Origin of the sequence: Pseudoalteromonas rhizosphaerae, from assembly GCF_028885455.1 — a bacterium.
GTDB classification, from domain to species: domain Bacteria; phylum Pseudomonadota; class Gammaproteobacteria; order Enterobacterales; family Alteromonadaceae; genus Pseudoalteromonas; species Pseudoalteromonas rhizosphaerae.
This window is the reverse complement of the sequence record NZ_CP118496.1, coordinates 3,933,609-3,947,850: the sequence shown is the minus strand read 5'-3', so window position 1 is coordinate 3,947,850 and position 14,242 is coordinate 3,933,609. Positions and strand designations below refer to the sequence as shown.

Genomic DNA, 14,242 nt, shown 5'->3' with positions numbered 1-14,242 from the left:
CTTTGAGTCCTCACTTTATTGAGTAGGCAAAAAGAGATTTTGAAAAAAAATAAAACTTTTTTCAAAAATAATCTTGAAAACAATTTCGCCGTCCATATATAGTTTAATGAGGACGCCTGATGGGTCCTAACTAAACAGAAGTAATTGAAATTTATATTATTAATTAAACTTTGCTTGCGCTTGTTCAACCGAAAAGCACATGCAAAATATCGCTTAAATATGAGGATATTATTATGCGTACAGTAGATTTATCACCACTTTATCGTTCATTCATTGGCTTCGATCATTTAGCATCTTTAATGGATGCGGCCGCTCGCACTGACAAGCAGCCAAGTTTTCCTCCGTATAACATCGAAGCACTCGATAAAGACAAATATCGCATTACTATGGCTGTTGCCGGTTTTAGTGATAATGAGCTGACGATAGAGTCAGAAAATAACACCTTAAAAGTTGCTGGCATTAAAGCCAATAAAGATGACAGCGCAGAGCGCAAATTTATTCATCAAGGCATTGCTGAGCGCAATTTTGAACGCAAATTCCAGCTAGGTGACCACGTTAAAGTACTCGGCGCTGATTTAGCCAATGGGCTACTTAGTATCGACTTGCAACGCGAGATCCCTGAAGCACTTAAACCACGTAAAATTGAAATTGGCAGTGGTAACTTGCTAGAAGGTAAATAACCATCCCTTTGACAGTGTTTTTCCCCTAATTTACTTGTTATTTTTAGTAGCCGCCTCAGTTGAGGCGGCTTTTTTAGCTTTGCTCAAACATCGGTTCCGCTTAGCGCATCATTAATCGCAGATGATTAATGATGCTGTGTTCAGTTAGTATCTTTACTTTTTAATTTGGCTTGCATGTCTTTTAAGGCAGCAATTTTATCAATAGCAACTTGCAGCTGCCGTTGAGGGAGGCCTTTTTGACGGCCTTTTTCGAGCAAGCTTTCAAGGTTAGTTATTTTTTGTTGAGCAGCTATTACAAAGCGTTGCTCAAGCTGAGTTTGCTGCTGTTTATGAAAATCGAGGTAAGCTTGATGATCGGTTAAGTCGCCTTGAAACTGACTCGCACTGATTGGATTTTTTGCGATGACAGGCAAGTAACTCGGTGTAGTAATGGGCGGCAGTTGTTGACTGGCATCAGTATTTTTTAATGAGGTGTGACTATCAATCGCCGCTTCAGCAGTCATATCTGGATTAATAGCTGTCGGTGCCGACGCATTATTTATTTGTGGCGCGGGCGTTACTGGCGTTAAATCATCAGCAGCGCGGATGGGAGCTATTTCGCGTTTTCGCTCTGTTGTTAAATTTATTACTAAAAAACCTAAACAAGCGACGCCTGTAATTATGTAGATAGCTTTTTTATTCATAGTTTTACTGCATTTTGTTGTTGCCAAGCCAGCCAATTTTGCTGATAGCGTTGCTGCGCTTTTTGTATTGCGATGGCTTTTTTAGCTTGATAGCGAACAGTTTCGTCAGTAGCGCTAAAGTAGTTATACTGATGGTTATTACTAATTATGACGACCCATAGACCTTCAGGTGAGCGCATCACCGCAGATAATTCTTCTGCTTTTAGCGTATAAGCCAGTTGCACAGCCCAATTACTTTTATTTTTGCGAGTTAGTTTATTGTGATACTTAGCATAAATGTCGTTTTGCTGTGATATATATAATGCATCTGTAAAAGAGCTTGCTTGTACTGTATTTCTAAAGCGAACCGCTTGGTCTCGCTCAGTAAACGCAGCGCCGTAAGCTGTCACTTCACTAAGGTATTTAAAGCGCGCTTTATTTGCCTGATAATAATATTTTATTTCTTTATCGGATATTTGTTGTTCAAGACTGTCTAGTATTGGGCTTTGAACGTGCATCATGTCTTTAATACCTAGCCAACTTTGAATCGAAGGCCTTAAAATATCGCCTTTTGCTAGTTCTTCTAGGTGCGCGATACTGATCCCTTGCTTTAAAAGTAATGGCGTTGCTTTTAAAAGCAACGCCTCAAATTGTTGCTTTTTTATTACTTCAGTTTTGAATAAGTCACTTTCACCTTGGTGCAGTCGAAAGCGTACTTGCATAGATAAAGGGGCTATAAACTCATAAAGATTGACGGCGGTTGTAAAGAGCCCTCTGAGCTCGGTGCGCTGCATTTTATTGATTTGTTCAGCGTTGTATTGGCCATCAGCAGGGTAGCTAGGCAATACTTTGAGCAGCCACTGGGCATTATATTGTGTGAGATTACCTCCTTTAACATAGGATGTTGATAAATTGAGGTGCGTGTCAAATATGTTCATCAAATAGCGCTCAACATGGTACTGCGTGCTAAAGCCTACCGCAGATTGACGTTCAAGCAGCTCAGGCATATGTTGTTCTGCTTGATATAATAAAAATTGATTTTCAAACATATGTTTACGAACGTCTTTGCGACTAATGTTGGCATTGTGTTGTTGATAAACTTGCTGCATTAAACGCACTTCAGCATCGTTATATTGGTTAAATGATGCCATTGTTAGGCTGCTATAAAGCAGTCCTAATAATAACAAAATACAACTGCTCAGCGTTTTCATTGGCGCACGACCATGGCATGATTAAGTAGGTGCACAACCATGGCAATCGCATGTGGGATCACTTGTTTTGCCGTATTTAAGCGGTCGTAATGGTCTTGTGAATTAAGCACAATACCGCCTTGAGCATAAGAAAAAGCGCCACCTTGTGTCAGTAAAGGGCGTACGTCTTGACTGTTTATATCCAGTGCTGAAAATGTTTGCATGGCTTGTGTAATAAGGGCAGAGTCATTGAGTTGTTCCTGATCATAGTAGTCTTTTACCCAGCTTTCCCAGCTTGAATGATTGAGATCAGATGTGGTCCAAGTATGGTGTGGTTGTAGTAAGTCAGTTGTATGGAAAACAAAACCTAACACTTGTGGGTTGCCACTTTGCAAATAGCTTTGATACCAGTATTGACCTAAATTATCAATTGGCTGAAAAGGCATTTCTTCAAAGTCATCGTACATGTTGTAATTTGATTGGCTGTCAATTCGGTAATTAGCTTCAGTAATACCATAGCTGTTGTACTTTGATGAATCGGCATTAAACCAGCCTGTTTCACCGCCTTGACCGTCATCAAGGTAGTCACCTTTTAACCAGCTTGAAGCCAAGTTATCAACGGTGCCCCATACCGTCAGTTTTTGGTAATTGTAGCCACCAAAGTCGTTACCGTGTTGATCAGCCCCTTGGGTATGGTTTTGGAAATGCCAATAGCTGGTATATTTAACAATACTCTCTGCTGCTCCCCATATTGGTGCTTGAACACATGACCCCGTTACAGCACCACAAAAGAAGGTGTCTTCAAAGTCATCCACATCATAGGCTGCTTGGCCTAGTACTTCGGCTAACTGGGTTACCGTCATATTATTTTGTTGAGCGTATTGGCTTAATGCCGAAAACTGTGTGCTGCTTGGGTGCTGCTGCATGTAGTTCACTGCATCGATGACGATACGTTTATGTGTTTCTTGGCTAAATGCCTGTGCTTGGCTTGTACTGATCAGTAATAATGCCGTTAAAAACTGTTTTTTCATCGTGTTCTCATAGTGTTGTGGAGTAATTTCTAATATTAGAAAGTAGGGTGATTACACTATAATTACAAATTAATTAAACATTTAATTAACAATATTACCTAATATGATACTTCTGTTAGAGTTTTTCTATATTATTTAGGCACCATTGCGCTCGCTCTAAAATAGCGTGCTGTTGTGATGTATCTTGTTTTTGCCAATTTTTATAGACCATGCCAATACGTGGGTTACGAGCTAAGCGGGCTTCATGGGTGTGTATAAATTGCCAATATAAACTATTAAAAGGGCAAGCCGTGTCGTCACTTTTTTGTTTTACGTTATAGTGGCAGCTGGTGCAGTAATCACTCATTTTGTTTATGTAGTTACCGCTTGCGGCATACGGTTTTGTGGCGATTAGGCCGCCATCTGCAAATTGACTCATACCACGGGTGTTAGGCATTTCTACCCATTCAATGGCATCGATGTAAATGCCCAAATACCAGCTATCAACTTCATTTGGATCAATACCGGTTAATAAGCAAAAGTTTCCGGTGATCATTAAGCGTTGAATATGATGCGCGTAGGCGGTCTCTAAGCTCTGCGTGATTGCCTGTTTCATACAGTTCATTTTTGTTTTGCCACTCCAAAAATAATCTGGTAATAGACGAGCAGCCTCAAGTTCATTTTTACTCGCGTAATCAGGCATATTTTGCCAATAAATACCTCTTACATATTCTCGCCAACCTAAAATTTGCCTAATAAACCCCTCAACTTGGGCAAGCGTGATCTGTTCTTGGCGTGCCGCAAACTCAGCCAGTACTTGCTTAATAACTTGCATTGGGTGCAGCATTTTTGTGTTAAGTGCAAACGCGATACGACTATGATACAAGCTCCATTTGTATGAGCTCTGACAGGTCATCGCGTCTTGAAACTGTCCGAAACAGGGGAGTAGATGAGTGCAAAAGTAATCGAGTAATTGTTTTGCTTGAGCACGACTGGTTGGCCATAATAAAGTTGCTGAACAATGGCCAAGGGTATTTACCTGGTGTTTTCTTATGCGCTGTAAAATAGCTTCAATATTATTGGTAAATATTTTTGGTTCAGGGATAGCAGCTAAATCAGTTTTTTTTAATTTGTTACGATTGTCTTGGTCAAAGTTCCATTGCCCGCCTAGTGGAGCATTATCTTGCATCAATATGTCAAAGCGCTTGCGCATCATGCGATAAAAAAATTCCATTTTCACATGCTTATCTTTTTTAAAATGGTCGCTGATATCAGCAAAAGGTAATAAAAAATGTTCGCTGTCTGTGGCACTAACATTAAAGTCACTGCTGTTTGCAAACTCTTGCAGTTGAGTTTTTAGTCTATACTCATCAGGATACTGATATTGAATTTGTTGACACTGATATTGCTTAGCCAAGCGTGTTAGCAATGAGGTAATGCAGGCATCATCGTGGGTATCATCGAGTGTTAAGTGAAGCACATTTAATTGTGCTTGTTTGAGCGCAGTAGCAAAGTTCTCCATTGCTGCAAAAAACGCCGCTACCTTTTGTATATGATGTTTTACATAATCTGTTTCTTGTTTTAATTCAGCAATGACATAAAGGTATTGTGTTTGATTCTCTTCTTTATACCAACTGTGATTGGCATTAAGTTGGTCGCCAAAAATAAATCGCAGCGTTTTATAAATCATGAATTTTGCCTAAATGTTATTTTATACGAACTAAGTTGACGGTTAGATCGCATTTATTATTACTGATAGTCGTGGTATATAAATATAAGGAACCTGTGTAAGTTAACTATATAAACAAAGGAATGTCGGCTTATGAATCAATATCAGTATACTGTTCGCAAATTTAAAATTGTTTTACCTTGTCTCATTGCACTTTGTCATGTTAGTTCTTTGCATGCCACAGTTTATCAGTGTGAAAAAAAAGGCGTCGTGGAATTTAGTCAATTTCCATGTGGTGATGATGCGAAACTAATCTCTATAAAAGAGCAAAACCCGAGCTTATCTAGTCAATTTGTTGCTAATGAGAATATTGATACCTCGGGCGTCGATAGTTATATTCGGACTCGGCAAATTGATGCTGATATTCAACAGCATCAAGATAAAATTGATAGCTTAAGCGAGAAAATGAATCAGCAAATTGCCGCCTTAGGTGAGCAATCAGATGCGCAGTTAAATAATTTATCTGGTGCAAAAAAAGAAACTGCAATAGCAAATCAAATGACCAGTATTTCAGAGCGCTATAACGTTTTAATTGCACGTGAACAGCGGGATATTGATCGACTATTAAAAGAAAAACACGCTTTGCCTGAGTCGAAAAACACTTCTGAAATTGACCAACAATCAACCCAGAGCAAAGGCATTGATTCGTTCATTCGGGCACAAGAAATCAAACGAGATGTTGAACAGCGACAATCAAAAATAGATACTTACCAAACTCAAATGGATCGCCAAATAGCAGCCCTCGAAGCTCAGGCTAAAGAGCAACTAAATAACTTAACTGATGCGACTTTTGATAACTCCTTATCTAGAAAAATGAGTGCGTTAACATCAAGATATGCAACTTTAATCGATGTTGAACAGCACCAAATAGATCGTCTTCTACAAGAGTTAGCTAGTATAGAATAATGCATGTAGGTTATTTGCTATGAATTCACTTGCTGCTGCACGGACTTGTTAATTGCAACAATATTACTGGTATTAAATAAATAGCTTTTCACTATGCTGTTAAACATCCTGAGTGCATAACGCCACGCTTGCTCTATGTTTGGCGTAAATTCTCGGCCCAAATGAATTTTTAGCGCAGCTATAAAAGCATCACATAATAAATCAACATCCTGACAAGTGAGGCCAGATTTACTTAGGTTGTTGGCATGATAATGAATAAAAGGTAATACAGACAATAAGCGATCTAAGTGGGTAATAGTGCGTTCCAATGAGCAATACAACAAATAACTTTTTTCACTTATTTCATCACTGCTAGGCCATTGCATAGTCAGTGCATGACGTTTTAATTGCACATGAAAGGTAACAGTAAAACAGTGAAAGTTGGGTTTTATTATTGCGATACTTCGTAATAACATTTTTTGATGATGAGCAGAAATACTCATAATAAGCCCTCTCTAAATAGCCTTAAATATGCAGATTGCCATTAAAAACTTAGTATAGACGCTGTGTAGCAAAGAGTGAGTAAATCGATGGAAATTGCGCAATAGCGTGCTTTATTAATGCCAATAAGGCTAGGGCCTATATGTTGGTTTTTAAAAATCGCAGTTGGTGTTCAGTTATAGCGAATTGTTCTGACCTATAATTTTGTACTTTATAATCTAGTCATTCTTTACCAGTTTTTGGTTGCTAATTCCGCCAAGCCTCTTTATAATAGCCGCCATTGTCTAGCTCACTTAATTGGCTGCTAGGCAGGTATCAGATATTTTGATACCAGTTGGCGCGGGATGGAGCAGCCTGGTAGCTCGTCGGGCTCATAACCCGAAGGTCGTCGGTTCAAATCCGGCTCCCGCAACCAAGTTTTTGAGATAAGCCATTAATTTTATTAATTTTATTAATTTTTCTCAATTCTTGAAGCCATACTTTTGAGTAGCGATTTTAGTTACTGATTTGAAGTCGCGCATTCTATGTAATGCGCGTTTTGCGTTTAAGCCTTTGGGTTTAATTTAGATGGTGTTAGCTATCCGCAACCAAGCTTGGCCCATGGCCACACAGTTTTATGCTTTAGGTGTGACGCCCCGCTTGGTTCGGGGCGTTGTTGTATCTGCACCTCTTGATTTTAAATCAAGGTATAAGCTAAGTATTTTAGGGCTATAAGCCCTTTTTTTGTTTGTATGGAGAATTTTCGTGACAAAACTTGAGCAAGATTTATTAACCATGCTTTCACCGTCAGTTGAAATGTTAGGCTTTGAATTACATGGTCTAGAGTTTGTGCAAGCGGGTCGCCATTCTACGCTTAGGGTCTATATCGATCACGAAGCGGGGATCTCGGTTGATAATTGTGCTGATGCAAGTCGTCAAATAAGCGCAATTTTAGATGTCGAAGACCCGATTACAAATGAATATGATTTGGAAGTATCGTCTCCTGGTGTTGATCGTCTATTATTCAAACAAGATCACTACGAGAAGGCACAAGGAGAGGAAGTACGCGTGCGTACTAAGCTTCCACAAGATGGTCGCCGTAATTTTAAAGGCGATCTAATAGCAGTTAGCAGTGATATGATCACACTTTCATATGACGGTACTGAGCAGTTAATTATGCTCAGTAACATTGAACGTGCGAACATCATCGCAAAGTTTTAATCCGAGTGCGAAGGAATAGGGCAAGCGAGGCATAACCCATGGCAAAAGAGATATTATTGGTTGCTGAAGCCGTTTCCAATGAGAAAGCGGTTCCAAAAGAAAAGATTTTCGAAGCGTTAGAGTTCGCATTAGCGACTGCGACTAAGAAAAAACACACTGGTGAAATTGAAGTACGCGTTGCAATTGACCGTAAAACAGGTGACTACGACACTTACCGTCGTTGGCAGATTGCTGCAGTACTTGAAGATGGCTCACTGGAAAACCCTTACAGCGAAATCACGTTAGAAGCGGCTCAGGTTGATGACCCAGATCTTAAGATTGGTGATTTCATCGAAGAGCAAATCGAGTCAATTAAATTTGACCGTATTACTACACAAATGGCGAAACAAGTAATCGTACAAAAAGTACGTGAAGCTGAGCGCGCACTTGTTGTAGAAGCTTATAAAGATCAACAAGGCGAGTTAGTAACAGGTGTTGTGAAAAAAGCAACGCGTGACGCAATCGTATTAGATTTAGGTAACAATGCTGAAGCGGTTATTTACCGTGATGACATGTTACCACGTGAAAACTTCCGTCCTGGCGATCGCATCCGTGGTTTACTTTATGAAGTAAAACCTGATGCTCGTGGTGCACAGTTATTTGTAACACGCTCTAAGCCAGAAATGCTGATGGAATTATTCCGCATTGAGGTGCCAGAAATTGGCGAAGAGATGATTGAATTACGTGCAGCGGCACGTGATCCAGGTTCTCGTGCTAAAATCGCCGTTAAATCTAACGATAAACGTATCGATCCGATTGGTGCGTGTGTTGGTATGCGTGGCGCACGTGTACAAGCAGTGTCGACTGAACTTGGTGGCGAGCGTGTTGATATCGTACTTTACGATGACAACCCAGCCCAGTTCGTTATTAATGCAATGTCACCTGCTGAAGTTGCTTCAATTGTAATGGATGAAGACACCCATTCAATGGATATCGCTGTTGAAGCTGATAACCTAGCACAAGCAATTGGTCGTAACGGTCAAAACGTACGTCTTGCTAGCCAGTTAACTGGTTGGGAACTAAACGTAATGACAGTTGAAGAGATGCGCGCTAAGAACGAAGCTGAATCTGATAAGTTAATTAACTTATTCACTGAAAACTTAGACATCGATGAAGACTTTGCAACATTACTTATCAACGAAGGTTTCTCAACCCTTGAAGAAGTTGCCTATGTGCCTGCGTCTGAGTTTTTAGAAATTGATGGTTTAGATGAAGATACTGTTGATTTGTTACGCTCACGTGCAAAAGATGCATTAACGACTAAAGCACTTAAAACAGAAGAAAGCCTTGATGGTGCAGAGCCTGCTGAAGACTTATTAGCACTTGAAGGGTTAGAGCGTCACCTTGCGTTTGTTATGGCAAGCAAAGGGGTTGTTACGCTAGAAGATTTAGCAGAGCAAGGTATTGATGAATTAGTCGATATCACAGAGCTTTCTCCAGAGAAAGCGGGTGAGCTAATTATGGCTGCGCGCAACATTTGTTGGTTCGCAGACGAGTAATTTATTAACGGAGGTATTAGAGACTATGGCAGAAGTAAATGTTGAAAAACTAGCCGGGGATATTGGTACAACTGTTGATAAATTGCTTCAACAATTATCGCAAGCCGGTATCACTAAGCAAGCGGGTGATAATGTAACTGAAGCTGAAAAAGCAACGTTACTTGATCACTTAAGCAAGCAACACGGCGGCACAGGCTCAGATGGCCCAGCGCGTATGACATTGCAACGTAAGAGCAAAAGCACATTAAGTGTGACGGGTTCTACAGGTCAAGCAAAGTCAGTACAAGTTGAAGTACGTAAAACACGTACTTACGTGAAGAAAAGCGCGGTTGAGCAAGAGCAAGAGCAAGCACGTATAGCAGCAGAAGAAGCCGCTCGTCGTGAACTTGAGCAACAAGCTGCAAAAGAAGCAGCTGAGCTTAAAGCAAAACAAGACGCAGAGCGCAAAGCCAAAGAAGAGGCTGACCGTAAAGTGAAAGAAGAAGCTAAACGTAAAGCAGATGCTGAACGTGTAGCAAAACAGAAGCAGATGACCCCAGAACAAACCGCGAAGTCTGAAAAAGATCGCGTTGAAGCTGAGCGTCTGCAAAAAGAAGCAGAAGAGGCCGCATTGAAGAAAGCTGAAGAAGAAGCGAAACGTCAAGCAGAAGAGGCAAGAAAGCTAGCAGAAGAAAATTCAGCTCGCTGGAAGAAAGAAGAAGAAGAACGTAAGAAGCGCGAAGAAACCGCTGATCACCATCTTACGACTTCTACTTACGCACGTGAAGCAGAAGATGTTGCTGATGCGCGTGATGAGCAAGGCACACGCCGTGCGAAGAAAAAGAAAAAAGCCCCAGCGAAGGAGAAATTTGTTCCTTCGAGAGGCAAGAAAAGCAAGCTAAAAGCACCAGCTTCATTACAACATGGCTTCCAAAAGCCAACGGTTGACGTGAAAAACGAAGTGCGTATTAGCGAAACAATTACAGTTGCTGAGCTTGCATCACGCATGGCCGTTAAGGGCGCTGAAGTTGTAAAAACAATGATGAAAATGGGTGACATGGTTACCATTAACCAAGTGATCGACCAAGAAGCTGCACAGTTAGTTGCAGAAGAAATGGGCCACAAAGTTATCATTGTTAAAGAAAACGAATTAGAGCAAACAGTACTAAATGACCGTCATGAAGATGGTAAATCTGAGCCACGTGCGCCAGTAGTAACTGTAATGGGTCACGTTGACCACGGTAAAACGTCAACGCTTGATTATATTCGTTCAGCAAAAGTGGCCTCTGGCGAAGCCGGTGGTATCACACAGCATATCGGTGCTTATCATGTTGACGTAAATGGTAACATGATCACTTTCTTGGATACTCCTGGTCACGCGGCGTTTACGTCAATGCGTGCTCGTGGTGCTAAAGCAACAGATATCGTAATCCTAGTGGTTGCAGCAGATGATGGTGTAATGCCACAAACTAAAGAAGCGGTTCAGCATGCGCGTGCAGCTGGCGTTCCTTTAATTATCGCTGTTAACAAAATGGATAAAGAAGGCGTAGACCCAGATCGCGTTAAGAATGAGCTTGCTCAACTAGACGTTATTCCTGAAGAGTGGGGCGGTGATACACAGTATGTGCATATTTCTGCTAAAACTGGTTTAGGTATTGATGACCTTCTTGAAGCGGTATTAAACCAATCTGAGTTGTTAGAACTTACTGCTCCAACTGTGGGTATGGCTGCTGGTGTTGTTATTGAATCTCGTCTTGATAAAGGCCGTGGTCCAGTTGCTTCTATCCTTGTACAATCTGGTACGCTTAACCAAGGTGACATTGTATTATGTGGTCTTGAGTATGGTCGTGTTCGTGCAATGCGCGATGAAAACGGTAAAGACATCAAGTCTGCAGGTCCTTCAATCCCAGTTGAGATTTTAGGTCTATCTGGTATTCCAGCAGCGGGCGACGAAGCAACAGTAGTTAAAGACGAGCGTAAAGCCCGTGAAGTTGCACTTTACCGTCAAGGTAAATTCCGTGATGTTAAACTAGCACGTCAGCAAAAAGCGAAGCTTGAAAACATGTTTACTAACATGACTGAAGGCAATGTATCTGAAGTTAATGTGGTACTTAAAGCAGACGTTCAAGGTTCAATCGAAGCAATCTCTGATTCATTGACTAAACTGTCAACAGATGAAGTTAAAGTGAAGATTGTAGGCTCAGGCGTAGGTGGTATCACTGAAACTGACGCAACCCTTGCTGCAGCATCTAATGCAATCGTGGTTGGCTTTAACGTTCGTGCTGATGCATCGGCACGTAAAGTAATTGAGTCTGAGAACTTAGACTTACGTTACTACAGCGTTATCTATAGCTTGATTGACGAAGTGAAGCAAGCTATGTCTGGTATGTTAGCACCAGAGTTCAAGCAAGAGATCATTGGTCTAGCTGAAGTTCGTGACGTGTTCAAGTCACCTAAAATTGGCGCTATCGCTGGTTGTATGGTTACTGAAGGTGTTATTAAACGTAGCGCACCAATTCGTGTACTTCGTGATAACGTGGTTATCTACGAAGGTGAACTTGAGTCACTTCGTCGCTTTAAAGACGATGTTGCTGATGTTCGTAACGGCATGGAATGTGGTATCGGCGTTAAGAACTATAACGACGTTCGCGTTGGTGACCAAATCGAAGTATTCGAAACAGTTGAAGTACAACGTACACTTTAATTGTTCGTAAGCTAAGATAATAAATGGGGGCTCAGCCCCCATTTGTGTATCCATTATTTAAATAACTTATTTATATTTCTCAATGAGTTATAATTTTTAGAGTAGAGTCTAATGAGAGAGTTTTCTCGTACTGATCGTGTTGCTCAGCAAATTCAAAAAGAAATTGCTGTTATTTTGCAACGTGAAATTAAAGATCCACGTTTAGGTATGGTTACAGTATCTGCTGTAGAAGTATCACGTGATTTATCTTATGCAAAAATCTTTATTACTGTGTTTAACACCCAAGATGAAGATGCTGCAAAGCAAAGTGCTAAAGTATTAAATGAAGCGACCGGTTATATTCGCTCACTACTTGGCAAACGCATTCGTGCCCGTATTATGCCAGAGCTTAAGTTTGTGGTTGATAATTCACTGATGGAAGGCATGCGTATTTCAAACCTTGTTGATTCTATTATTCGTGAAGATAAAGCAAAGCATGTAGATGACGAAGTTGATAGCGTAGATGATGCAGAGCATATCGACGAAACAGACAGCGAAGAAGGCACTAATACAGATGGCAAAGCGCAGTAAAGGCCGTCCAGTTGACGGTATTTTGTTGTTAAACAAACCAATAGGCATTTCATCAAATAAAGCGCTACAGCAAGCTAAAAGTGTGTATTTTGCACAAAAAGCGGGGCACACCGGTGCCCTTGATCCTCTTGCAACGGGTATGCTGCCTATCTGTTTTGGTGAAGCGACTAAATTTACTCAGTTTTTACTCGATACTGACAAAACCTATGTAGTTCGCGCTAAATTAGGTGAACGTACGACAACATCAGATTCTGATGGTGAAATTGTCAGTACTAAAGATGTCAATGTGACGGCTGAGCAACTTAGCGAAGAAATTGCTAAGTTTTTAGGTGAATCAGATCAATACCCGTCAATGTATTCAGCGTTAAAATATGAAGGCCGACCTTTATATAAATATGCGCGTGAAGGCATTGAAGTACCTCGCAAGTGCAGAAAAATCAACGTATTTAGTTTAACACTAGATGAGTTCGATGAAGCTAATAACGAAGTGCAAATGACCGCCCATGTTTCAAAAGGTACTTATATTCGTACTATCGTCGATGACTTAGGCGAAAACCTGGGTTGTGGCGCGCATGTGATCATGTTGCATCGCAGTGCGGTAGGGCATTACCCTGCTGACAAAATGGTGTCACTTGAGCAGTTAGAAGCGTTATTAGTAAAAGCGAAACAAGAAGAGCTTACGCCTTCTACTTATCTTGATGAACTATTACTGCCAATGGACACCGCATTAGTTGGTCTACCTGTGGTTGAGCTCAGTAAAGAGCAAGGTAGTTCTTTTAGCCATGGTCAGGCGGTTGTACTTGATATTGAACTGCCAGAAGGGGCAATTAAAGTGCTCGCTGATGGTGTGTTTATTGGCACTGGTGAACGTAATCCTGATGGCCATTTAAAGTCAAAACGTGGCTTATCAAATCAGCAAGAAACAACAGCGTAAAGTTTAGCTTGTAGTTATTGCCGTAGCTGGTAGAATACGCCCGCTAATCGTTTTGGCTGAATTAGTGATCGGCTAAGACACCTTTTAAATTTTATTTTTGGAGTTACTATGTCACTAAGCAATCAAGAAAAGATCGATATCATCGCAAAATTCGCACGTGCAGAAGGCGACACTGGTTCACCTGAAGTACAAGTTGCACTTCTTACTTTTGATATCAACAAGCTTCAAGGTCACTTTGCTGATCACAAGCATGACTTCCACTCACGTCGTGGTCTGCTTCGTAAAGTAAGCACTCGCCGTAAACTGCTTGATTACCTTAAAGGTAAAGACATTGCACGTTATACTGCGTTAATCCAAGAACTTGGCCTACGTCGCTAAGAACTAGATTACATAGAAAGGAGCTTTATAGCTCCTTTTTTTGTGCCTGAAATTTCTCACTCTCTCTGTCCACAACAATTAATTCTCTTGAAATATCAAATAAAAGCCACATAGTTAGTGACAGCAAAGCACACTTTTTAGCGCGCCTATTATCACCACTTTTATCTAGGGACTAAGCTCGCAATTTTGCATTACTTTGTTATATACTATGCGCGTAGATAAAAAGGTTTATTTACGCTTATTCACATCATTGCCAATTGTAGTACTTAATTGATTTCCAAC

The 14,242-nt window shown here is 40.7% G+C and carries 13 protein-coding genes and 1 tRNA gene; 9 read left to right on the top strand and 5 right to left on the bottom strand.

Annotated features, from left to right (window positions below; translation table 11 throughout):
• The first annotated feature begins 233 nt into the window (after positions 1-233).
• A complete protein-coding gene (locus tag PVK79_RS16980) occupies positions 234-680 on the top strand; it encodes an Hsp20 family protein (RefSeq protein WP_145240418.1) in 447 nt (148 codons plus the stop codon).
• A gap of 140 nt (positions 681-820) precedes the next feature.
• Here PVK79_RS16980 and PVK79_RS16975 read toward each other — a convergent pair whose 3' ends face one another.
• From PVK79_RS16975 to PVK79_RS16960, 4 genes are all read right to left on the bottom strand, one after another.
• Entirely contained in the window at positions 821-1,363 is a 543-nt protein-coding gene (locus tag PVK79_RS16975; protein ID WP_145240420.1) for a hypothetical protein, read from the bottom strand.
• On the bottom strand, positions 1,360-2,493 hold the full coding sequence (locus PVK79_RS16970) for a peptidylprolyl isomerase (RefSeq protein WP_257326225.1): 1,134 nt from the start codon (positions 2,491-2,493) through the stop codon (positions 1,360-1,362). The genes PVK79_RS16975 and PVK79_RS16970 overlap by 4 nt, the downstream gene beginning before the upstream one ends.
• A gap of 56 nt (positions 2,494-2,549) precedes the next feature.
• The gene (locus PVK79_RS16965; protein ID WP_145240424.1) at positions 2,550-3,563 is read right to left on the bottom strand and encodes a phospholipase; all 1,014 of its coding nucleotides are present in this window, start codon (positions 3,561-3,563) and stop codon (positions 2,550-2,552) included.
• 115 nt (positions 3,564-3,678) lie between these two features.
• Complete coding sequence (locus tag PVK79_RS16960; RefSeq protein WP_257326224.1) at positions 3,679-5,232, bottom strand: cryptochrome/photolyase family protein; 1,554 nt, start codon at positions 5,230-5,232, stop codon at positions 3,679-3,681.
• Between the two features lie 132 nt (positions 5,233-5,364).
• On the opposite strand from PVK79_RS16960, the gene PVK79_RS16955 reads away from it, so the two are divergent.
• Positions 5,365-6,177, top strand: a complete 813-nt coding sequence (locus PVK79_RS16955; protein ID WP_182760376.1) for a hypothetical protein — start codon at positions 5,365-5,367, stop codon at positions 6,175-6,177.
• Between the two features lie 17 nt (positions 6,178-6,194).
• On the opposite strand, the gene PVK79_RS16950 is transcribed toward PVK79_RS16955, so the two are convergent.
• A complete protein-coding gene (locus tag PVK79_RS16950; protein WP_257326223.1) occupies positions 6,195-6,659 on the bottom strand; it encodes a globin family protein in 465 nt (154 codons plus the stop codon).
• A gap of 336 nt (positions 6,660-6,995) precedes the next feature.
• Here PVK79_RS16950 and PVK79_RS16945 point away from each other — a divergent pair.
• From PVK79_RS16945 to rpsO, 7 genes are all read left to right on the top strand, one after another.
• A tRNA-Met gene (locus PVK79_RS16945) sits at positions 6,996-7,072 on the top strand.
• A 329-nt stretch (positions 7,073-7,401) separates the two neighbouring features.
• Positions 7,402-7,857 (top strand): ribosome maturation factor RimP, encoded by a 456-nt coding sequence (gene rimP / locus PVK79_RS16940; protein ID WP_145240432.1) that lies wholly within the window; start codon positions 7,402-7,404, stop codon positions 7,855-7,857.
• Positions 7,858-7,895: 38 nt separating this feature from the next.
• Positions 7,896-9,395: a transcription termination factor NusA gene (nusA, locus tag PVK79_RS16935; protein WP_145240434.1), complete on the top strand. Its 1,500-nt coding sequence runs from the start codon at positions 7,896-7,898 to the stop codon at positions 9,393-9,395.
• A 25-nt stretch (positions 9,396-9,420) separates the two neighbouring features.
• A complete protein-coding gene (gene infB / locus PVK79_RS16930) occupies positions 9,421-12,078 on the top strand; it encodes a translation initiation factor IF-2 (RefSeq protein WP_149983006.1) in 2,658 nt (885 codons plus the stop codon).
• A 111-nt stretch (positions 12,079-12,189) separates the two neighbouring features.
• The gene (rbfA, locus tag PVK79_RS16925) at positions 12,190-12,648 is read left to right on the top strand and encodes a 30S ribosome-binding factor RbfA (RefSeq protein ID WP_145240438.1); all 459 of its coding nucleotides are present in this window, start codon (positions 12,190-12,192) and stop codon (positions 12,646-12,648) included.
• Complete coding sequence (truB, locus tag PVK79_RS16920; protein WP_145240440.1) at positions 12,632-13,582, top strand: tRNA pseudouridine(55) synthase TruB; 951 nt, start codon at positions 12,632-12,634, stop codon at positions 13,580-13,582. Before rbfA ends, truB begins: the two co-directional genes overlap by 17 nt.
• A gap of 108 nt (positions 13,583-13,690) precedes the next feature.
• Positions 13,691-13,960: a 30S ribosomal protein S15 gene (rpsO, locus tag PVK79_RS16915; protein WP_016707659.1), complete on the top strand. Its 270-nt coding sequence runs from the start codon at positions 13,691-13,693 to the stop codon at positions 13,958-13,960.
• Positions 13,961-14,242 lie beyond the last annotated feature (282 nt).